The sequence below is a fragment of the Micromonospora sp. NPDC049801 genome (genome assembly GCF_040656575.1).
In the GTDB taxonomy this organism is placed as follows: domain Bacteria; phylum Actinomycetota; class Actinomycetes; order Mycobacteriales; family Micromonosporaceae; genus Micromonospora.
On sequence record NZ_JBFAMS010000016.1, the window covers coordinates 152,743 to 173,708 of the forward strand.

General features: G+C 67.2%; 17 protein-coding genes and 1 pseudogene. 13 read left to right on the forward strand and 5 right to left on the reverse strand.

The features are described 5' to 3' along the window. Positions 1 to 3 precede the first annotated feature (3 nt). Positions 4 to 1,194: a hypothetical protein gene (locus AB0I89_RS26635; protein ID WP_357132205.1), complete on the reverse strand. Its 1,191-nt coding sequence runs from the start codon at positions 1,192 to 1,194 to the stop codon at positions 4 to 6. A gap of 350 nt (positions 1,195 to 1,544) precedes the next feature. Further along, a pseudogene (locus AB0I89_RS26640) lies at positions 1,545 to 1,891 on the reverse strand (transposase family protein); the annotation flags it as partial. Between the two features lie 68 nt (positions 1,892 to 1,959). Between AB0I89_RS26640 and AB0I89_RS26645 the strand changes: the two are divergent. From AB0I89_RS26645 to AB0I89_RS26680, 8 genes are all read left to right on the forward strand, one after another. Continuing rightward, positions 1,960 to 4,008, forward strand: coding sequence for a DUF87 domain-containing protein (locus tag AB0I89_RS26645; RefSeq protein ID WP_357132208.1), 2,049 nt, complete (start codon positions 1,960 to 1,962; stop codon positions 4,006 to 4,008). Then, the gene (locus AB0I89_RS26650) at positions 4,008 to 5,393 is read left to right on the forward strand and encodes a hypothetical protein (protein ID WP_357132211.1); all 1,386 of its coding nucleotides are present in this window, start codon (positions 4,008 to 4,010) and stop codon (positions 5,391 to 5,393) included. Before AB0I89_RS26645 ends, AB0I89_RS26650 begins: the two co-directional genes overlap by 1 nt. Further along, positions 5,390 to 6,577, forward strand: a complete 1,188-nt coding sequence (locus AB0I89_RS26655) for a DNA adenine methylase (RefSeq protein ID WP_357132214.1) — start codon at positions 5,390 to 5,392, stop codon at positions 6,575 to 6,577. The genes AB0I89_RS26650 and AB0I89_RS26655 overlap by 4 nt, the downstream gene beginning before the upstream one ends. 761 nt (positions 6,578 to 7,338) lie before the next feature. Next, the gene (locus AB0I89_RS26660) at positions 7,339 to 9,006 is read left to right on the forward strand and encodes a ParB/RepB/Spo0J family partition protein (protein WP_357132217.1); all 1,668 of its coding nucleotides are present in this window, start codon (positions 7,339 to 7,341) and stop codon (positions 9,004 to 9,006) included. A gap of 166 nt (positions 9,007 to 9,172) precedes the next feature. Further along, positions 9,173 to 9,589 carry a hypothetical protein gene (locus AB0I89_RS26665; protein WP_357132220.1) on the forward strand — a complete coding sequence of 139 codons (417 nt, stop codon included), beginning with the start codon at positions 9,173 to 9,175 and terminating at the stop codon, positions 9,587 to 9,589. A 62-nt stretch (positions 9,590 to 9,651) separates the two neighbouring features. Beyond that, positions 9,652 to 10,785 (forward strand): DUF932 domain-containing protein, encoded by a 1,134-nt coding sequence (locus tag AB0I89_RS26670; RefSeq protein ID WP_357132223.1) that lies wholly within the window; start codon positions 9,652 to 9,654, stop codon positions 10,783 to 10,785. 159 nt (positions 10,786 to 10,944) lie between these two features. Continuing rightward, on the forward strand, positions 10,945 to 11,289 hold the full coding sequence (locus AB0I89_RS26675) for a hypothetical protein (protein ID WP_357132226.1): 345 nt from the start codon (positions 10,945 to 10,947) through the stop codon (positions 11,287 to 11,289). A gap of 49 nt (positions 11,290 to 11,338) precedes the next feature. Further along, the gene (locus AB0I89_RS26680) at positions 11,339 to 13,024 is read left to right on the forward strand and encodes a DUF2637 domain-containing protein (protein ID WP_357132229.1); all 1,686 of its coding nucleotides are present in this window, start codon (positions 11,339 to 11,341) and stop codon (positions 13,022 to 13,024) included. A gap of 39 nt (positions 13,025 to 13,063) precedes the next feature. Here AB0I89_RS26680 and AB0I89_RS26685 read toward each other — a convergent pair whose 3' ends face one another. Further along, complete coding sequence (locus AB0I89_RS26685) at positions 13,064 to 13,567, reverse strand: hypothetical protein (RefSeq protein ID WP_357132232.1); 504 nt, start codon at positions 13,565 to 13,567, stop codon at positions 13,064 to 13,066. A gap of 407 nt (positions 13,568 to 13,974) precedes the next feature. Here AB0I89_RS26685 and AB0I89_RS26690 point away from each other — a divergent pair, with 407 nt between their 5' ends. The 4 genes from AB0I89_RS26690 to AB0I89_RS26705 all read left to right on the forward strand — a co-directional run bounded on the left by AB0I89_RS26690 (position 13,975) and on the right by AB0I89_RS26705 (position 18,604). Further along, positions 13,975 to 14,115: a hypothetical protein gene (locus tag AB0I89_RS26690; protein WP_357132235.1), complete on the forward strand. Its 141-nt coding sequence runs from the start codon at positions 13,975 to 13,977 to the stop codon at positions 14,113 to 14,115. 771 nt (positions 14,116 to 14,886) lie between these two features. Beyond that, a complete protein-coding gene (locus AB0I89_RS26695; RefSeq protein ID WP_357103859.1) occupies positions 14,887 to 16,002 on the forward strand; it encodes a tyrosine-type recombinase/integrase in 1,116 nt (371 codons plus the stop codon). A 5-nt stretch (positions 16,003 to 16,007) separates the two neighbouring features. Next, positions 16,008 to 16,319: a helix-turn-helix transcriptional regulator gene (locus AB0I89_RS26700; protein ID WP_357104827.1), complete on the forward strand. Its 312-nt coding sequence runs from the start codon at positions 16,008 to 16,010 to the stop codon at positions 16,317 to 16,319. After that, positions 16,316 to 18,604: a hypothetical protein gene (locus AB0I89_RS26705; RefSeq protein WP_357132239.1), complete on the forward strand. Its 2,289-nt coding sequence runs from the start codon at positions 16,316 to 16,318 to the stop codon at positions 18,602 to 18,604. Before AB0I89_RS26700 ends, AB0I89_RS26705 begins: the two co-directional genes overlap by 4 nt. 2 nt (positions 18,605 to 18,606) lie before the next feature. Here AB0I89_RS26705 and AB0I89_RS26710 read toward each other — a convergent pair whose 3' ends face one another. Both AB0I89_RS26710 and AB0I89_RS26715 read right to left on the reverse strand, forming a co-directional pair. Beyond that, complete coding sequence (locus tag AB0I89_RS26710) at positions 18,607 to 18,774, reverse strand: hypothetical protein (protein WP_357132242.1); 168 nt, start codon at positions 18,772 to 18,774, stop codon at positions 18,607 to 18,609. Beyond that, complete coding sequence (locus AB0I89_RS26715; RefSeq protein WP_357103867.1) at positions 18,771 to 19,133, reverse strand: LacI family DNA-binding transcriptional regulator; 363 nt, start codon at positions 19,131 to 19,133, stop codon at positions 18,771 to 18,773. The genes AB0I89_RS26710 and AB0I89_RS26715 overlap by 4 nt, the downstream gene beginning before the upstream one ends. Before the next feature lie 156 nt (positions 19,134 to 19,289). On the opposite strand from AB0I89_RS26715, the gene AB0I89_RS26720 reads away from it, so the two are divergent. Next, positions 19,290 to 20,762 carry an arabinofuranosidase catalytic domain-containing protein gene (locus AB0I89_RS26720; RefSeq protein ID WP_357132246.1) on the forward strand — a complete coding sequence of 491 codons (1,473 nt, stop codon included), beginning with the start codon at positions 19,290 to 19,292 and terminating at the stop codon, positions 20,760 to 20,762. Positions 20,763 to 20,966: the final 204 nt, after the last annotated feature.

Here is a 20,966-nt window from a genome sequence, read left to right on the forward strand (position 1 = left end):
TCGTCAGACCACCTTCGATGGGCGCAAGCTAACAGGCAGGTTCGCAGCGACGAGTTCGTCTAGGTGCTGCAGGAACGGCGGCAGGAGCTGCGGCATCAAGTCAAACCTGCTATCGGGCAGCATGACCCGCAAGCGGCTCATTCCGGTGGCCATGTTCAGCAACATCATCGCGGTGGCCGCTCGGGCCTTCGTGGTCGGTTCCGGCTCGATCAGGGCAAGGCGCAGCAGCATCCGGTTGAGGCCGAACGTGATGCCAATGAACCAGCCGTGAAGACCTGGGTACGCCGGCAAGGGTTGCTTGGCGGCCAGCCCGTCGAGCTCAGCCTCGACGGCGTCACACAACGACACCGCCCACCGCTGCATCTCGTCAACGGCCTGCCAGGCGGCTCGCAACTGTGCGAGTGACGCCTCAGCGATGACCCGCTTCAACTCCTCGCGCGCGTCGCCAGCCGGCAGGAGGGTCAGGCCATGCCCATCATTGATGTCTGCCAGCCGAGGGGCGTCGTCGGGGTACTCGAGCATGGATGCAATTGGGACGGCCGCGCCGGGCGGGGCCATTGCCCGCGAAATCGCGGCGAGATCCCCTTCGGCCAACTCGCTGGTGCCTCCTAAGACAGCAGCGACGGCCGTGGTGAGAAGGTCTCGACTGGTGTAGGGCTCCGTGTCGTAGGTGCCCTTGTCGAAGGGAGCCAGTTCGGGCAGCGCAAAGGGGATGCCCGCACCGGCGATGCGAGCGTCAATGTCGCGAATCCGGCGCGGCAGCAGCACGCTCCTTCCGCCATGCTCGGCGGCGTACTCCTGTGCAACCTCGGCGATCCAGTCGCTGCGACCGACCATCGCTCCTGTGTCTGGCTCTGGCGGGACATCCAGACGAAAGTCGGTGGACGCCGCAACCAAGGCCGCACGGACGGTTGGCTCAGGGACCGGCAGGCCGGCTGCGAACGCTTCCAGCGCGAGGTCGTCGGGACGGCGGCCCGGGCGGGCGTGAGCAGTCAGCCAGATCGCCAGCTCGACGGCCCCGGGCGGGACGGTGGAGACGCTTCCGCGACCCTGGCCAGCGCCGTGCTGCACGTTACGCGGCAGCAGACCCCCCGCACGCCACCGTTCGAGCTGAGTGGGAGTAGGTGCCGCTCCGCACTCGCCCGTGGCGGCGATCAAGGCGGCATCGGCGGCGCTGGCTTGTTTACGGGCCATGGCTTGTGACCGTACCGACCGGCGCGAGCTTTGGAGCCCCGCGAGTTTGTCGAGAACGGAGCTGTCGCGAACTGGTCTGCTGGTGGCACCTAAGGCGCTGAGCCTCACTGCAAACAAGGAGCGAACAGTTCATGACCTGCACACCCGGGTCACCGACACCTACTCAGAGTGGGCCGCAGCGATGGGCCATGATAGTAACGGCTGCAAGTGCCACGATTGCCGGAGTCGTGGCCGCGCACGACGCAGCGTGGGCGGTCGGCATTGCCACCGCTGCGAGCCTGTTTGCCTCGATCAACGAGATCCTGCGGCGGTGAGACGCTGGCACGCAGCGGTTACGGTTGTCGGCGGGCGTCGACGATGGCGATCTGGTCGACCCGGCGCCGGCGTACCGGGGCCAAAGCGAGTAGAAGTCAAGTGTCTCTCTGACCCTACGCGCGGCGGAGTGCGACACCCCCTCCGAACAGCGGGCCGATCTGGCGCATAGTCAGGTTCGTGTGCCAGTGAGCGGCGACCACCAGCACCCGATCGGCGACGTCGAGAGACTACTGCCGTACCGGCCGGCCATCATCGACTGCGTCCCCGTCACGTTCAATGACCAGCCGGACCAGCGTGCGGGACTGAGTGGGCTGCAGCCCGGTGAACGGAAAGCCCACGCCGGGCGGGCCGTCGTGATCACCCAGAAGCCGATACGATCCATCATGGACCAGCTACCGCGTTACGAGACGTCCATCAGGCTAGGAATTTCGATCGCGCAGAGGAGCCCGCGTGACCAATCTCATACCCGGTGTCGGCGCAGGCTCGTTGCTGAACTCGCAGTTGTTAGCTGATGATCGATCTACTCGGATTGGCGCGGTCTACCGGATCGGCTACACCGAGGCGATCGTGCTCACGCATGACAGTTGGAAGTTCGATGCGGGCGGTATTCCCCAGCACTCGTTCCTGCTCGCCACGGCCCAGGACATCAACACCCCGCAGGTCGATGACGACGAAGTCCTGCTGCTGCGTGTCGAGGGGACGTCGCCGTTGTCGATGGAGAGTGACCTTCACGCCGTGCGCGAGGAGTCTCTCCGCGCCGCCCTCTCAAACAGCCAGAACCCATCGCCGTCCGTTGTGCTAGACGTGGAGATGGACCCGTTCACGAAGAACCGCGTCTCCTTCACCGGGCTACGCTGCAGAATCCTCGGCACCTTCTACGAGGATGACGTCGAAGGCCAGAAGGTGCTCGAGTTCGGCGCCGATGTCGACAACTTCTACGCCACATCCACCTACCGGGTACTGAAGCCGGTCGGCGAGGGCCTCTCGGCGATCGCGTCGTACCTGAAACCGACGGATCGCCCCGTGGAACGCGTCCGCATCGGCGCTGTTCGGTACTCGGCGACTCGTCGCCGGGCGAAGGCATCGAAGCAGGCCACGGCCGCTGTCGAGGTCAACATCCGTGATTTCATCGGTCACAAGACCGCCCTCTTGGGCATGACCCGGATGGGCAAGTCAAACACCGCGAAGATCATCATTGCTCGTACGTTCGCCATCTCGGAGCGTCAGCGCTCAGTGGGCAAGCCTCCCGTGGGACAGTTGATCTTCGACCCGCAGGGTGAGTACGCGAACCCGAACACCCAGGACGGCACCGAGATCGCCGCGATCGGCGCGAACCATGTCCGAATCTTTAAGTTCGGAGCGGACGGGTCGCAGCCGCACGTCAAGCCCCTCTCAATCAACTTTTTCTCCGAGAACCAGATCGACGCGGTTCAGAGCCTCATCTCCGGCGAGCTCAGCACCGACGACGCGGGCTATGTGAAGGACTTCGCGGGAGCGTCCTACGCGGACGTTCGTAACGATCGGTCCGCTACCACGCATGCGCAGCGTGCGAGACTCGTCCTCTACGGAGCGCTCATGCGCGCAGGCTTCGAAGTGCCGCCTGAGTTTCGAGCTCGCATCAACATGAAGGCCGAGTTTCAGCAGGCCATTACGGACAAGCTTCGCCGTAATCCGTTCACCCAGGCAGGATCGACGGCCAACATGGTGACCGTGGGTGCCTCGGACGTGGAAGCCGTCGTGGATGCAATCGTGGCGCTTCGCGAGGCGGGTGACGCCAACGCCGTGGACTTCACGAAGAACGTCCGGTGGACAAGCGTGGAGCCGATCTTCACGACGAAGAGCCAAAACCGCAACGTCCGCGGCTGGAAGAACCTCAACCCGCTTCGCCCATTCCACAGCCCTCTGACGCTGAATGACCCCGCAATCGAGATCTATGACGAACTCGTTCGAGGACGCATCGTCATCGTCGACCTTCACGTCGGAGCGAGCGCGATCACCAAGGCGCTGAGCGAATCGATCACCGCCCGGCTGCTTGAGCGCCAGACCTCCGTCTTCACGGCCGGGCAGGAGCCTCCGCCCATTCAGGTGATGCTCGAAGAGGCCCACAACCTTTTCTCGTCGGACCGCTATAAGGATGATCGAGACATCTGGGTCAAGCTCGCCAAGGAGGCGAGCAAGTTGAACCTCGGTATGACGTACGCGACCCAAGAGGTTTCGGGCGTCGCGCACCAGGTGAAGGCCAACACCGCCAACTGGGTGGTCGCGCACCTGAACAACACAAAAGAAGTTCGTGAGCTCGCCCAGTTTTACGACTTCGGCTCGTTCTCCGACGCCATCATCGCCTCCGAGGACCGCGGCTACGTAAGGCTCAAGACCCTGTCGTCGCCGTACATCGTTCCGGTGCAAATCGATCGCTACGACCTGGAACTCGTCAACGAAGCCCGCGCGGCCGCAGGTGATCCTCCGTTGACTCCGAACGATGAGGGGTCAGCTGCCTGATGTCATACGAGACCGTCGCAGGGACGCACGAACTCGCCTCACGCCTCGGGCACTCGACCGCTGCGGTCCGCGCCATCGCTGATCAACGCACGTTTCACGTCCCGGCCGAGGTGCTGCGCGATGTCGAGGAGATCCGCAAGCAAGTCCGGCACCGCAGCGACTTCAACTCCTCCGCACCGTCGCTGTCGTCTGCGCTCGCCGTTGACGGGTCGTACGTTGTCGAGCGGGTGCGGGACGGGCTGCCGTCGGTACTGTACGGGTTCGCGCAAGCTGCGGCTGCGTATCTCGACCTCAGCATCCTTGAGACGCAAAAGGCACAGCGGTTTGTCGACCCGTACGAGATCGCGAGAGCCGTTAACACGGCGCTCGTGACGCTCGACCTCCCGGTCGCCGGCGCCTACACCCGCGAGGGTGTAGACATCGCGACCTCGTGGCGAGAGGCGATCGACCAGCTCTTCCGTACGAAGAAGGTCGAAGTCAACCGTCTGAATCAGACCTTGCTGGAGCTGCTCTTCCTGTTACACGGCAAGCCGGGCGTGCCTGCGTCAACGGTGCCCGTGAACTGCCCGACCGAAAATTGCAGCAAGGACGTCCGCGTCCCGCCGGCCGGAGTCGCCTGCGACGCGTGCGGCAGTTGGCTATTGCCCACCGATGTCCTACGCATCCACGAGGAAGTGGGCGAGGAGGGAAGCAACCAGTCCGCCCTCGGCCGGCTCATGTCGGTTGTCGAACTCCTTGTGCTCGTCGGGCTGGCCACCCTTCTGTGGGAGCAGTCCCGTCAGGACCTACTGCCTAGCACGCTCTTTATCGTCGATGGGCCGCTTGCTGTGTACGGTCCTCCAGCCAAGCTGCGTGGCCGCGCCCTCGACTTTTTCCAAGCGATGGCTGCAACCACACCGGGCGTGGGTCCATTCGTCTGTGGTATCGAAAAGACCGGTGCCATGGTCGACTATGCGCGTCAGTTGGCTCGCCATGAGGTATTGACCCCTGGCGACCTGCTTGTTTGCGACGAGCAGATCATCGCTCGCGTCACCAACGCGACCAATGCTCGTGCATACGGCAAGGAGACCTACTGGGGACGCAAATTCGTCTATCGGGCGCTCGACGGGCGGGTAGTGGTTCCGACGGTCATGCCACCGTCCGGTGCGCCCTACGACGTGAACGGGGGACAGCCAGACCCAAAGGACTACCCGACGCTCCCAGCAATCCTCGACGTTATCGATCGGACAGGCTCCTCCATGTACATCGACGGGGTCATCCCGGTGGCGGCCGCACATGGGAAGGCAGCGTTTCCCATCGGCGTCGGCACCGACGTACTGCGCCTGGTGGCCACCAAACGGCTTGGTCTCGACGGAACGGCCCACAGCACCAACCTGATACCATGATCACCGTGATAGCTGCCGTACGCGATCAAGGTTCGGCGCGTGCGGAAATTCTGGTTCCGGTTGGAACGACACCACGCAAGATCGACCATGCTCCGGCCGAGGTCACGCACTCTCTAGCCGCGGGCCGGTACCAAAGTCCGCTGCGCTACCCGGGCGCCAAAAGTGGACTATCGAACGTGATCGGCGAACTCATCGCAGCCGCTCAGCGGTCCGCTCAAGTCAGGCGAGTCGACCTCCTGGTAGAGCCCTTCGCTGGCGGTGCGTCGACCACTCTCAGACTGGTCGGCGCAGGCATCGTCGAGCGGGCGCTACTTGCGGACGCAGATCCGATGGTGGCGGCCTTCTGGCAGGTGGCTGCCTCACGCACGCAGGAGCTTGTCGAGCGCATCACTGACGAGCACACGACTCACGTCGCCGCTGGCGGGGCGACAGCACTGGCACGCTGGGACTATTGGCGCGCCTGGTCAGCGGCTCCTGGCACCAGTCGTTCAACTGAGGACCTCGAACTCGCCACGAAGTGCATGTTCCTAAACCGAACCACCTTCTCAGGGATCCTCCACGGTCAGGCCGGCCCTATCGGCGGTCGCGCACAGACCTCGGAGTACGGCATTGGTTGCCGATTCAACCTCAAGAGCTTAGTCGAGCGGCTCGAATACATCGGTCACCTCTACGACACGAGAAGGATCGCGGACGTCTGGCGATCGGACTGGAAGACCACGCTCCACGGCGTCGCCTCGCACTATAAGACGCTGCTCCCCGACCGCGTTGTCGCATACCTCGACCCGCCTTACCTTTCGAAATCGGGCAAGCTTTACCGGGGGTCGGTTGATGGTCAGGCAGCGCAGGCGGGCAAAGATCTCGATTGGATGGGCACGCTCCAACATCATCACCTGGCGGAGTACCTCCGGCAAGAGATGCAGTACCGCTGGATTCTGTCGTACGACTACGACGAGCGACTGCTCACGGAGAACGCGTTGTATGCAGCGAAGGCGATGCACCCATCGAGGGCCAGTCGCGACCTGAACGGTGTCAAGTCCTGGCGGATCAGCAAACGCATCGTGACACTGAACTACACCGCCTCCTCGCGGACCGGACGCGGCCCGGCACAGGAACTCCTCCTCACCACGCTGCCACCGGCAACAGTGCCAACTAACGAGAGGCTGCTAGCCGCATCGCCCGACTGATCGCGGGCGGGTCTACGCGCGACTGATCATCGCGCTGGCCAGAATCCGCATGTCAGCCATGGCCTGACGCCTTTGGGCCACGTGGGCAGCACTCGCGGCAGCAGGATCCGACCTCAGTAGGTCCGCTGGGATCCTGACGTACGAATCCGCAAGGTAGGTCTAACACAACAGCCGTCGATGGAAATTGACGGCGAAATTCGAGCCTGAAGCTCGACAGACCATCGTGTCGCATAACCTCGCTTAAGCGGCGCGTCGCTCCATCGAAATACGCGCGGAACGCTGCAAGGGTTAGCGGAATGCGGCACGCTCATGGCACCCTGCGCGCGGCGGTTGAGGCGGTGAGGTAGCCATCCTCACTATCAACGAAGTCGCTCGAATCAGGCAGCGGTAGTCGTCGAAGTTTATAACCGGCTCGGCGGCGGGCAGCCGGGCCTCCAATATCAGGTCGCTGGGCGTCCTCTCGGCGTCTAGCAGGCCTTCTGCTCAACGTCGGCAACCGGTTGCAGCTTGATCGTCGATGCCCGACTTGCCCTCATGCGGCAGACCGGGCTGCGGTTGCTGGCCCTCGATCCTGGCCGGCCGCGGCTGGCTCCGCAAGGCCCACCGTCGCAGCCGCGTCTGCGCGTCGTAAGGAGCGTGGGGTGGGCCTGTGCGGGGCTGCGCCGATCGGCCGGCCGGGCGGATCGGGCCAGCACCGCCCACCCGGTCGTTCCCGCGCCGGGTAGGGCGTCCTTGTGGTCTTGGAAAGGACGTTCTTTGTTATGACGACCACTCTGTTGTCCCGACCCGTACCGGACGAGCTCAGCGTCGCCGAGGTCACCGCCCTCGCGGACCCTGCGAGCCTGCTGGTCCGGGCCCAGTACCTTGACCCCCGTGAGCTGGTCGATAACCCACGCAACCTGCGTACGGACGTCGGGGACCTGAGCGATCTGGCCGCCTCGATGGCGGTCGTGGGAGTTCTCTGCCCGTTGATCGTCATTCCGGTGCCGGAGCAGCCGGATGCGTATCAGTTGATCATCGGGCATCGCCGGAAGTACGCGGCGATCGAGCTCGGCATGGAGCAGGTGCCGGTGTGGGTCGCCTCCGACGAAGGTGCTGCGGCGCAGATCGTCGCGCAGCTTGCCGAGAACGGCCACCGGGTGGGACTGACTCCTACGGAGGAGGCTGAGGCGTTTCACCAGCTGACGTTGCTGGACTGGTCGCCCGAGCAGATCGCCACCGTGCGGGCGATCCCAATGGCCAAGGTGAAGCAGACCTTGAAGCTGCGGGAGTTGCCGCAGGCGGCGCGCGGCGCGGCCGACGCCGGCACCCTGACGCTGGAGGATGCCTCTGCGCTCACCGAGTTCACCGAGGACCCGGCAGCCCTGGATCGAATCCTGAAGGGCACCGGGTCGAGTTGGGGATTCCGGCACGCCATCGCCGCCGAGCGGTCGAAGCGGACCTTCGCGGCGGCGAAGGAGCGGGCGAAGGCGGAGTTGGTGCTCGCCGGGGTGAAGGTGACGTCCAAGCCGAAGGGCTACCCCTACAGCGGTACGGCCGTGGCCGCCACGCAACTCGCCGACGCCAACGGCAACCCGCTCGACCCAGAGATGTTTCCCACGTTGGCGGGGATCGCAGCGTTCGTTGAGAAGATCGGCGACCATGCCCAAACGACTTTCTACTGCGCGGAGCCGGACCGGCATGGCTACCAGCGCCTGAGCTACGGCAGCCGTCGGGGGGTCACGGAAGAGGAGCGCGCCCGCCGGGAGGCAGCCGAGCAGGCCCGCGCCGAGTACCTCGCTGGTCTGACAGTCGCGGCAGAGGTACGGCGGGAGTTCTACCGCACCGCATACGGGTCCACGCGGGCAGTGAAGCGGCTCTTCCTGGAGGCACTTCGGGCCACCATCGTGGACGGGCTGCGGTTCCACGACGTCGACGGCCTGTACGCAACTCTTGGTGGCGTAGACGGCGCCGCAGCCGCGATGGCTCGCGAGGACAAGCTGCGCCGCTGCCTGGTGGCGCAGTGGATCTGCGTCCAGGAACGCAACCTCGGCTACGCGGCCCGCGACGAGACGTGGGCATTGGATGACGAGGCGGCAGTGGCGTGGCTCGACCAGCTCATCGCCGACGGCTACACCCTCTCCGAGGCGGAGACGACGCTGCGGGATTCGCTCGGCCGTGACCCGCAGGACGAGCTGCCCAACGACGAAGACACCGACGAGTCCACGACCGCAGACGCCGAGGATCCCGACTTCGCCGATGTCGATGCGGAGACCGAGCAGGCCGACGGCGTCGCTGCGGACGACGACGTGCTCGCCGCACCGCACACCGCGCAGGAGCCCGAGCCCGAGGCGACGGAGCCGGAGGCAGCGGGCCCCGAGGCCGATGACCTCTCGGACGCCGATGAACTGGCCGACGTCGAGAGGCAGACCCTGACGACGAGCCTGTGAGCAACGAGTCCTGATCTGAAGATCCGCTATCGGCGGGGGTCCACGCACTGCGCGTAGGCCCCCGCCGACTCGCGTGCCGACCCGACTCCGCAGCGGAAAGAGGTCACTCACCGCGCCAGCTCTCGACATTCCCGATTGGAGCCCCGTGTCCACTGACGCCGACTTGGTGTCCGAGGTCGATGACCCTGAGCGCCGTCTGGCGCTGATCCGCCAGCGGGAGATCCTGCTGGCGTTCGAGGAGTACGGGCCCGGCTATCACCGGGTCACCGGCGACGGCTGCCGGTACGTCGCCGAGATCGTCAACGCCACCCCCGCCGAGTGGGAGTGGATCTACGCCCATGCCCGGACCCATCCCGAGGTGCTGATCCAGGCTGGGCCGGCCCGCAACCCCTTGCAGTGGCGACAGCTGCGCCGCGAGCAGGGCGAAGCGGCGTTCCGCGCCGCCGACGCCGCGTTCACCGCCGGCGACACCGCCGCCGCCCTTGACCTCCTCGACGAGGCCCACGCGCTCGGCACCCTCGGCCCCGAGCAGTGGGAGCGACTACGCCTGGCCGTCATAACCGCCGCCGACGCCGGCCGCTGACCCCCTCAACGAACTCCCCATCTCCAGACTCTTCTCGAAGGGATCCATCCCTCATGTCTTCGATGATCACTGTTCCGGCGCACCGTAACGTCGAACTCGACGAGCTGCGCCGAATGCTCACCGACCAGTCCACCCGCGCCCTGGACGTCAAGGCCGGCGCCGGACGGATGCGCGCCGTCGCCGGCAACCTCGTCCTGGACGGCACCGAGCCGCAACTCGGCCCGGAGGGGGTGACGATGACCTCCGGCACGTACACAGTCAACGACGTCGCCACCGCCGGCCTCGCCGACAAGCTCGGCATCCCCGTCGCGTACCTACGGCGCCTCGCCGCCGAACACCCCGACCTGTTCGACCACAACGTCAACGGCTGGCTTGCCCGCGACCCCCGCAGCTTCCTCATCCGCTGCCTGCGCAATGACACCGGCGGTGGCATTGTGCGGGCGGTTCTGTCCGACCGGTACCACCGCATCGACAACCTCGATGTCCTTTTCGCCGCTCTCGACGGGATCCGGCGCGCGAACGTGCGGGTCCAGTTCGCCGGCTGCGACTTGACCGACCGGCGGATGTACCTGCGGGTCTACTCCCCTCAGGCGCAGGTCGCCGCGCCCCGCCTGCTGGCCCGCTACCGGTCCCCGTTCGACGGGCGGGCCGGCTCCGAACTGCCGATCGTCTCAGCCGGGTTCCTGATCTCGAACTCGGAGACCGGGGCGGGTGCGTTCAGCATCGCTCCGTGGGTGCGCTTCGAGGTGTGCCGCAACGGCATGGTCATCCGCCGCAACGCCCTGCGTCGTACCCACATCGGCTCCCGCATGACCGGCGGAGACGGGGTCGTCACCGCCTCCGAGGAGACCACCCGCCGCACCCTCGACCTGATCACCTCCCGCACCACCGACGCGGTCACCGCCTTCCTCGACGCCGACTACATCGCCGAGGTTCTGCGCGAACTCGACAACGCCGCCGGCACCCCCATCACCGACCCCAGCACCACCCTCAAGATCGTCGGGCAACGCTTGAAGTACTCCGAGGACCAGCAACGCGACATCCTCACCCACTTCATCGCTGGCGCCGACCCCACCGCCGGTGGGGTCATGCACGCCGTCACCTCCGTCGCCCAGACCCTTTCCGACGCTGACGCCGCCCACGGTCTCGAGGCCACGGCCATCCAGGCCCTGCACCTCGCCGCCACCACCGCCTGAAACCACCTCTCTCGCACATTCGCGCGCCCGGACCCATCCGCAGGTCCGGGCGCGCCGTGTATTCGCCCAGGAGCCATCCTCATGAACCACACATCTACTCGCCCCCGATCCGACGACGCCCGACAGCAGGACACGGAGCCGTTCGTGATCATGGATTGGATGCAGTTCCGTCTCGCCGTCGGCGCGGCCCTGGCGCACGGTCCTGCCCGCGTCGACCGAATCCTGTTCACCACGGACGGACCTGCGCTGCTCACCGTGGTCGGCGACGACGGGGCCGTATATCAGCTGACCTACGACAACGACCGGGCGCGTACGTGGGTCATCGCTGTCCAGGCACCCGGCGAGGTCCGGCGGCCGGTTCGCGGCGCGGCCTGCGATGAGGTCGGGTTCCGTCTCGCCGGCGGCCACCCGCACCTGGTCTACGAACTCCTCGCCCGCGCCCACCACCCGACGACCATCGTCCGCGGCACCCTGGCGGACTTCCCCGCGCAGGGGCCGCGGTGACTCCCCTCGACAGCTACCGCGATGCCGTTGGCGAGAGAGGGCGGGGCCGGTGAGCGTCGACCTGGAGGCCGTCGCGCACCTGGCGAGCCGCGACCGGCGACTGGCCCGCCAGGTCCTCTCCGCCCAGCAGGCCCAGGCCGCCGAGGAAGCGAGGATCGCCGCCGCTGACGCCGCGATGCAGCGTCAACTCCAGGCAGCAGAGCGGCAGCAGCACCTCGCCGCCCAGACCCGCGCCACCCAGCGCCGCGAGTCCGAGGAGAGAGCCGCCGATCAGCGGGCCCGCCGCGAGGCCCGCGCCCGCGCCGCCCGGCAGCGGGCAGCGCGTTGGCGGCACCGAGCCGCTTCGCTCGTCGGGTACGTGCGGGGGCACGCCGATGACGTCTACGCCGCCACCATGTACCTGCTGGCCGTCGGTGGCGCCGTCTACGGACAGATCACCGCAGCCCAAGCCCGCGGCTGGCCGATGCTCGTTGGGATCGTCGTCGCCGTCGCGATCGAGGGTCTGGCACTGGTTATGGCGCTGACCGCGCAGAAGATGCGCCTCGCTGGGGAAGCCGCCCGCACCCCACGCGCCCTGACCTGGCTCTGCGCCGCTACCGCCGCCGGCATCAACTACCTCGGCCACCAACATGCCAGCCGCGTCGGCGCCGGGCTCCTTGCCGTCCTGTCCCTCGCTGGGATCGTGGTCTGGGAGATCCGCAGCGGTGCCCGACACCGCGTCGAACTGCGCCGCCGCAGGCTCCTACCCGATCCGCCGGCCGCGTTCGGCTGGCGCCGCTGGCTCCGATACCTGCCCAGTACCGCCGCAGCCTGGTCCGTCGATGTCCGCGACCGTGTCAGCCCTCGCGCCGCTTACCTGCTGCGGAGGGCCGCAGCCGAACGACAGGCCCGGCGGACCGCCGCGAGGCGCAACCAGGTCCGCCGGCTGGCACGCCGCACGGTCCGCGCCGCCGCACGGCGGGGCGACACCGGCGCCGTCCTCGCGCAACTGACTTGGCTCGCCGAACACGGGACCAGCCGCCCGGTCCCCGCCCTGCCCCACCCGAAGGTCCACCACGAGACGGGACAGGTCCCGGACCAGTCCTCATCACCACAGGACCGCGCCTGCACCGAGCCGGACCCCACGTTCGATTCAGGGCAAGCATTCCCGGCGCAGGTCCGCGCCCGACCAGCGCCGGACGCTGCGCTATCCGCAGGGTCGGACCCGACAGCGCGGACGGCCCCGGCGCAGGACCGGACCGCGGTCGACAGGGACAGCAGTGAACAGGACCAAGGCCACGATCTCCCGGACCAGGTCAACGCCGAGTGGTCCTCGCAGCGGACGTCGATTCCGCCCTCCGGCTCAGGGGGCACTCCTGGGTCGTCGGCCGTCGAGACGAACGACCGGGTCGAGGTCCGGAGCGTCGGCGACAGCGGACCGGGACCGCGAGAGACTCCCTCGACGGTTTCCGGCCCGCAGCCCACGGAATCAGCCGGGCGCTCGACACGCCGGGACGGTGCCGGCCAGCTGCAGCCACGGTCGGTCCCCGACGTTACGGACCTGATGGACCCCGGACGTCGAGTCGCGGACCGCCTAAGCGCTCAAGGCGTGACGCTGTCCCGGTCGGTCCTGATCAAAGGGCTGCGCACCGATGGGGTCCGCGTTTCCACCGACCGTGCCACGGCTCTCCTCGCCGCGCTCCGGGCTGACGAACCGGCTGAAGAGGCGGCAGTCATCCCGTCACCGCAGGACTAGGCAAGCCTCAGCGCACCGCAGCACGGCACTGTGTCCGTACTACCGGCGCAGCAGTGAGCCGTTCTGAAGTGCCGTTTTGCCGCCGGCGGCGAGGGTCGTCAGGATGACGGCTGCGGCGAGGAGCCCTAACGTCCTCTTGCTGTCCCATCGGTCCAGATACGTCTTGTTCCTAGCGTCGGCCTCGGCTTGCCGATCACCGATCAGGATGAGCCGGTCGGCCAAGGCAACGCGCCCGTCCGTGTCGAGGTCGTCGCGGTCGAGTTGAGCGCTGATCGTCGCCCTGATCTCGTCCCATGTCTGCTGAACGCGGGCCTGGCTTCCCTCGTTGGCTGCGAGGGTCGCGTCGTGCACCTTGGTCATACCGGCCACGACTTCAGCGGCGAATCGCATGACTTCGGGAAGCTGCTCGATCAGTTTGATCCGCGTTTCCTTGTCCATGTCCGGCATCATCGCGACGAACTGGCGGAACTTCTCCTTGGAAAGTCCGCGCCAGTCGGTAATGCCCAGCAGTCGCTTGACCTCGTCCTCGCCGCCAACGTCCATAGAACGCCTCGCCCGTCCAGTAGGGATCTCTGCGGCAGGCAGCTTATCCGGGGCATGCTCGTCACGCCCCCGCGGCAGAATTCAGCCGAAGAATCCCCCCCCGTCTCAAGTGGCGGCGTCGGCTGACCGTGCTGGTGCATGCTGTGCCCCTCGGCGCGGAACTCGCCGGATCAGAACGTCGTTGCGGGTTGGCGGGGCGGCTGCTGGCGCAGCATTGTCCGTCGCCCGGTTCGCGACCGTACGCCAGACCTATGGGCCGGGGTGCGTTCCAAGATCACGACATCGCCAGACCCCGCCTCAAACACTGGGTGCACCAGCAGATCCTGATCCCGCATCACACATCAGATTCACGGCGATACCAGCGAAGAGCTGGCTGCGGCGGACCCGATCGCGGAAGCGCTGCAGCAGTGGTCACTGCTACCGCTGCTCCCGACGCCGCCAGCATGCGCCTGCGCAGGCGAGCTTCCCTGCGTCTCCCGGACATCTACGTCACGGCTGACGACGAGGGCGACTGGCTGACCTGCCCGACCTGCGACCAGAAGCCGTGATGGTCACGCCCGGGATGGGCGCGGGGGCACTGCTCGGTGACCACGTCGCGCACATCTGCCGCCCTGACCTGCCCTGATAGCTGTGCCACCGGCCGGATCAGCCCCAAGCCGGCAGCGGCTCCACATGGCTGTCGACCCACGCCGATCCGTCAAGGTCGTCACCCCCGCCGGCCCGCGCCCGATGACGACGAGCCGGTCCACCCCGACCGGAGGATCCCTCAACCGATGTCTCACTCCATCCCTTCCCATGACGATCCATCCCCGGCGTACAGGCCGAATGCCGCCATTGGTACATCGATCGGCCTACGGCGGGAGATGGCGTGCCGCGTCTGCCGCCGGATCCTGAACACCTACTTCGACGCGACCGGCCGGCTCCGGCACCTACACCCCGCCGCCCGCACCTCCTACGACCACGATCCGGACCCTGTGCCGAGCGCAGAGGTGGCCGGGGTAGCGCGGTCCTGCGATTTCTGCAGCGACCGATATCCCGTCTTCCGACTCGACAGCGGCCCCGTACAGGCCCTCGCTCTCGGCAAGGACGACAGCAGCGTCCACGACTTCGGCACCACCTGGTCGGCGTGTATCACCTGCACTTTGCTCGCCCAGGCCAGCAAGGAATGGGCCGAGTTGCATTGGATGCAACCATTCGACCTTTCGGTCTCAGCACGGTGGCGGGAGCATTCTGGCAGGTTGCGTGCTCGTCAAGGGTATGCCGCGCGGGCTGCGTAACCGGCGCATCGATGTTGCGTTGAGTGCAACGTGGAGCGAGCAGTGGATCTGGCTGGAGCGGTGCACCTGACGTTGGCATCAGGGGTGGCGTATCTCGATCCGGCCACCGCGGTCTTCGACGCGATGTTGGAGGGCTGGCAGCGTCAGCAGCGCACGCGGTTTTTGAAGGCGTCGACGATCGCGGGCCGGGTGTTGACGGTGCGTCGGTTTCACCGTTACACCAACCAGTATCCGTGGGAGTGGGAGCCGGCCGAGGTCGAGGCGTTCTTCGATTACCTGCGTTCGGCCGGTCCGCGGCCCATCACCGTGTCGACGGCTAGGAGCTACCAGACCACGCTGCGGATGTTCTGCGACTTCGTCACCGACACTCGCTACGGCTGGGCGGGCGAGTGCTTGCGGCGATTCGGCCGCGCGCCGGCGCAGATCCTGCACGAGTGGAACTCGATCGTGCACGTGACGGAGTCTGATGGTCAGCCGGGTCGGCGGCCCCTCACCTACGACGAGGTGCAGACGCTGTTCGACGCAGCCGACGGCCGTGTCGAACAGATTCGTACGCATCAGCGCAAGGGCGTCCTGGCGGCGTTGCGCGACGCGGCGGTGCTCAAGACGGTTTACGCCTTCGGCCTGCGCCGGGCTGAGGCGTGCGGGCTGGACGAGTCGGACTTCCGCCACAACCCGAAGGCCAAGAGGATGGGGCAGTTCGGTGCGGTGTTCGTGCGGTGGGGCAAGTCGTCGCGGGGTAGTCCACCCAAGCGGCGCACCGTACTCACCGTCCCGGAGATGGACTGGATCGTGCCGGTGCTGGACCAGTATCTCAGCGATGTCCGGCCGCGGATCGTCGGCGAGGCTCATCCAGCGCTGTGGGTAACCGAGCGAGGCGGCCGGATGTCGTTGCGCCGATTGAACTTCGCCTTCGCCGAGGTGCGCGACCTTGCCTGCTTGCCGTCGGAGCTGGACCTGCACTGCCTCAGGCACAGCTACGTCACGCACTTGATCGAGTTCGGCTATCCGGAGAAGTTCGTGCAGGACCAGGCCGGGCACGCCTACGCCTCGACCACCGCCATCTACAGCGGCGTCTCCGACGAGTACCGGACCCGCTTGATCAACCGCAAGTTGGAGCAGCACAAGGATGATCTCTGGGGCGGGAAGCTCACGTGAAGACGATGGGGATCCGTTGGCAGCTGCGGCTGCGCATGGCCGAACGGGGCTTGTTCGCGACTACCGAGTTGGTGCCACTGCTGGCCGAGCGAGGCGTCCATCTGTCACGTGAGCAGGTGTTCCGGCTGGTGACCCAGCCGCCACAACGGTTGAGCATGGAGACGCTCGCCGCGTTGTGCGACATCCTGGGCTGCCAGCCCAACGACCTCATCGAGGTCGAGGCGACCGAGGAACGCACCCGCAAGACAGCGACGGCCGGCGGGCCGGCGCCCACCGCGCGGCGCAGCACCATCCGCCGCCCAGAGCCGGCGCCATGACCCGCGTCCGCCAACGCCGCGAGCCCGACCCTTTCCTCGCCGACCGGGTCGTCGCCCGGCTGACCGCCCTGGTCCCCGGGCTGACCGCGAGCACGGCTCGCGCGGCAATGGAGGCCGCGAGAGTCACGGCCCCGGTGTCGCTCTGGGCCCTGGAGGATCACCTCAGCGCGCACGGGATCACTCCTGCCAGCAACGGGCCGCTGCAGCTGCTGAAGCTGTTCGCGATCCTCGACGTCGAGGGCTACGACGCTCCGCCGACCGTCTGCGCCGCGTGCGGCCGGCGAACGCGCGTGTTGTCGCATCGGCAGGACGACGGACGGATCTGCACTTCGTGCGCGCACCGGCGTTACGTTCGCCGGTGCGAGATCTGCAAGGAGATCAAGCGGATCACACACGCCGGCACGCAGACCGGGATCTGCGGCAATTGCCGGCGTCGCAATCCTGACCCGGAACGCGTCGGCCCGTGCACGCAGTGCGGCCGGGTCCAGCGTCTGATCCTATGCAAAGACGACGGTTCGCTGCGCTGTCAACGCTGCCAGGCTCAGGGTAGGCCTTTGCGCGCCTGCGCCGACTGCGGCGCGCTCGCACGGACCCAGAAGATCACCGATGCCGGACCGGTATGTCCAGCCTGCTACCGCGAAAGGCATCGACCACGACGTGTCTGCGGCCGATGCGGGCGCTCACGCCTCATCGACCGGCGCGCGACCACGGACCAGCCAGATCTGTGCAACGGCTGCTACCGCGGCGCGGAAGGCACCTGCAGCAGATGCGGACGATTCCGCCCCGGCCGCAAGACGCCTCATAGCGGGTTCCGTTGCGAGGGCTGCCTTCCACGTCCACAGCGTCAGTGCGCCGGCTGCCAGCAGCGCCGCACCGTTCAAGCCGTCTGGCCGATCGGCCCGGTCTGCTCGTCCTGCTACAACACCATCCGCAAACACCCAGCGCGCTGCCCGAACTGCGCCGAGACCCGCGTGCTGACCGGCACCGACGCCGGCGGCGCTCGGATCTGCGGCCCGTGCGCCGGAGCACGCGACTACACCTGCACCGGATGCGGACGAGCCGGCCACACCTTCGCCGATCAGCGCTGCGCCTGGTGCGTGCTCGACGAACGAGTCAGCGACCTCCTCACCGATGATCACGGCACGATCGCGGCCCAGTTGCGACCGGTGCGCGCCGCACTCACCAACACCGACCGCCCCGAATCCGTCCTCACCTGGATCCGACGGCCCCGCACCTGCTCGCTCTTCGCCTTCCTCGCCGCCCACCCCGACGACCTCAGCCACGAACTCCTCGACGAGCTCCCCGGCGTCCAGCACCTGCACTACCTCCGCAAACTGCTCGTCCTCGCCGACGTGCTCCCGACCCGCGACGAGCATCTCGAGCGCACCCGGACCTGGCTCAAGCAGACCCTCACCGAGCTACCCCCCGAGCACCGTCAGCTCGTTCAGCCGTTCGGCCTCTGGCACGTGCTGCACCGCGCCCGGCGCCGCTCACACCAATTCGGCTCGCGCACCGCCCAAGCCGCAGCCAAAGACCGCCGCTACATCCACATCGCCGCCGCGTTCCTCGCCTGGCTCGACACGCACAGCCTCACCCTGGCAACGATCAACCAGCAGCACATCGACCGATGGATCGATACCGGACCAGCTGCCCGGCACCTGCGACCATTCATCAAATGGACCAACCAACGTCGCCTGACCACCGCGCTCGACGTTCCGAACCGGCCCTCCAGCCTGCCCAGCCGCTTCCTCACCGACGAGCAGCGCTGGACGCAGCTGCGCCGATGCCTCGACGACACCACGATGCCCACCAAAGCCCGCGTCGCCGGCGCCCTGGTCCTACTCTTCGGCATCACACTCACACGCGTGCTCAACCTGACCACGACCGACATCACCTTCGGCAAGGACGCTCCAACCGCCATCACGTTCGGCAAGCAACCAATCCCGCTGCCACCGAAGGTCGCGGCGATCGTCGCCAAGCTCATCAACGACCGCAGCCGGCCAGCCTCGATCCCAGCCCTCCCCAACCACGAGCCGCACCTGCTCTTCCCCGGCCGGCCAGCCACCACACCGATCACCCTGCAAGCACTCAGCCGAACTCTCACCCGCAACGGGATCACAGCCCACCTCGGCCGCAACGCCGCCATGCTCGACCTCGCCGCTGACATCCCCGCCGCCGTGCTCGCCGACCTCCTCGGTATGAGCGCCGGCACCACCGAAAAGTGGAACCGCCTCACCAGCCGCGACTGGACCCACTACCTCGAAGCCCGAACCGACACGACATAGCCCTACTGGCCGGCGTACGGCTCCGGTGCAGATCCGCTCGAACGACCGGTCGTGGTCGCCCCCGGACGGGACAGCAGCACGTCGAGGTCGTGGCGCGCGGCCGCCTCGACGACGCTGGCGACGAAGCCCAGCTGCATGTCGGTCAACCGCTGGCTGGCCGGGGGGATCACCAGCCCGAGGGTGCGGGTGCGTCCCTCCTTGAGCGCGCGGGCGCTGGCGTTCGGTCGGTAGTCCAGCTCGTCGATGACCGCCTGGATCCGCTGCCGGGTCCCCTCCGAGACGTCCGTTTCCCGCTCAGGACGTAGGAGACGGTGCTGCGGGACACCCCCGCCCGGCGGGCGATCTCCCCGATGTTCATGCCGCGCCCTCGAATCGATTCTTGCCCCGAAACGGGCACGCACCCTCTTCCCTGCCGAGCATATCCGTCCGGAAACCCAAGCCCCGAGTCAGCAAGTTCCCCGGCCAGCGGGGCGTCGACCGGGTCGGATGCGACGGCCCGCGAACGGTGGCGCGACGAATGGACGGGCATTAATGTCAACAGGTATGACGTGTGACGTCGGTCTGGGTCGGTAGCGCGGCTCGAACCACCGCCGCCCACGGCACCAACCGTATCGAACTGGATCGGTCCGGCAACACAGGCTCAACCCGCCACCACCACGCTCCACCACACCGCCGAGAGGATCCGATGAATGTGAAGAGACGACTGAGTCGTCTGCTCGCCGCGACGGGAACCCTGCTGGTCCTCGCCGTCGGCGCCAGCATCTACGTGGTCTCGGACGCGCCGGGTGTCGCCCGCGCCGCCGGCACGGGACCGTGCGACATCTACGCATCGGGTGGCACCCCCTGCGTCGCCGCGCACAGCACCACCCGGGCGCTGTACGGCGCGTACAACGGCCCGCTCTACCAGGTCCAACGCTCGTCGGACAACGCCACCCAGGACATCGGTGTGCTGGGCGCGGGCGGTGTCGTCAACGCCGCCGCGCAGGACTCGTTCTGCGCCAACACGAACTGCGTTATCACGATCATCTACGACCAGTCCGGCCGGAACAACCGCCTCACCCGGGCGCTCGGCGGCGGCGTGCCCGGCCCACGTCCCGACGGATCGGACAACCTTGCCGACGCGAAGGCGGCGCCGATCACGATCGGTGGCCAGAAGGCGTACGGCGTCTACATCCCTCCGGGCACCGGCTACCGCAACAACAACACCAACGGCATCGCGACCGGCGACCAGCCCGAGGGCATGTACGCCGTCCTCGACGGCACGCACTACAACAACGGGTGCTGCTTCGACTACGGCAACGCGCAGACGAACGCCATGGCCGACGACATCGGCATCATGGAGACCATCTACTTCGGCAACAACAAAGTGTGGGGCTACGGCGACGGCAACGGCCCCTGGATCATGATGGACATGGAATGGGGACTCTTCTCCGGAGTGAACCCGCGATACAACCCCATGGCGCCCATCAACCACCGCTTCGTGACCGCCATCGTCAAGGGCGAACCGAACCACTGGGCGATCCGCGGCGGCAACGCGCAGTCCGGCGGCCTGACCAACTACTTCGACGGACGACGCCCCAACGGCTACCACCCGATGAAGAAGGAAGGCGCCATCCTGCTCGGCATCGGCGGCGACAACAGCAACACCGCCCGCGGCACCTTCTACGAGGGCGTGATGACCTCCGGCTACCCGACCGCGGCGACCGAGGACGCGGTGCAGGCGAACATCGCCGCTGCCGGGTACGCCCCGACCGGTGGCAATCCGCAGCAGAACGTCCAGGTCGTCGGCGCCCAGTCCAACCGGTGCGTGGACGTGCCGAACGGCAGCACCACCAACGGCACCCAGGTCCAACTCTGGGACTGCGTCGGCAACACCGCCCAACGCTGGACCCACACCGCCGGCAAACAACTGCAGGTGTTGGGCAACAAGTGCCTCGACGCCAGCGGCCAGGGCACTACCAACGGCACCCAGGCCATCATCTGGGACTGCCACGGCGGCACCAACCAGCAATGGAACATCAACTCCAACGGCACCATCACCGGCGTCCAGTCCGGGCTCTGCCTCGACGCCAGCGGCGCCGGCACCGCGAACGGCACCAAGCTCCTCCTCTGGGCCTGCAACGGGCAACAGAACCAGCGCTGGTCCACCCGCAGCTGATCCGTACCACCACCCGATCGACGGTGCCGCCTCCGCGAGACTCACGGAGGCGGCACCGCCGTCGGGGCGGGGCCCGGGCCGCGGGCCCCGCAAGCCCGGGAGCCCCCCCGGCCGGATGGTGGCGATGTGCGAGGCGTAGGGGTGGCTCTCGAGCAGCTGTTCCACGCACGCCACCCCCGAGGCCCTGACGACGCCGCAGCAAAC

Coding starts and splice junctions, on each gene's coding strand:
- AB0I89_RS26635 (WP_357132205.1), bottom strand. CDS start 1,194: ATGGCCCGTAAACAAGCCAGCGCCGCCGATGCCGCCTTGATCGCCGCC.
- AB0I89_RS26650 (WP_357132211.1), top strand. CDS start 4,008: ATGTCATACGAGACCGTCGCAGGGACGCACGAACTCGCCTCACGCCTC.
- AB0I89_RS26655 (WP_357132214.1), top strand. CDS start 5,390: ATGATCACCGTGATAGCTGCCGTACGCGATCAAGGTTCGGCGCGTGCG.
- AB0I89_RS26660 (WP_357132217.1), top strand. CDS start 7,339: ATGACGACCACTCTGTTGTCCCGACCCGTACCGGACGAGCTCAGCGTC.
- AB0I89_RS26670 (WP_357132223.1), top strand. CDS start 9,652: ATGATCACTGTTCCGGCGCACCGTAACGTCGAACTCGACGAGCTGCGC.
- AB0I89_RS26675 (WP_357132226.1), top strand. CDS start 10,945: ATGCAGTTCCGTCTCGCCGTCGGCGCGGCCCTGGCGCACGGTCCTGCC.
- AB0I89_RS26685 (WP_357132232.1), bottom strand. CDS start 13,567: ATGGACGTTGGCGGCGAGGACGAGGTCAAGCGACTGCTGGGCATTACC.
- AB0I89_RS26700 (WP_357104827.1), top strand. CDS start 16,008: ATGGGGATCCGTTGGCAGCTGCGGCTGCGCATGGCCGAACGGGGCTTG.
- AB0I89_RS26705 (WP_357132239.1), top strand. CDS start 16,316: ATGACCCGCGTCCGCCAACGCCGCGAGCCCGACCCTTTCCTCGCCGAC.
- AB0I89_RS26715 (WP_357103867.1), bottom strand. CDS start 19,133: ATGCCCGTCCATTCGTCGCGCCACCGTTCGCGGGCCGTCGCATCCGAC.
- AB0I89_RS26720 (WP_357132246.1), top strand. CDS start 19,290: ATGAATGTGAAGAGACGACTGAGTCGTCTGCTCGCCGCGACGGGAACC.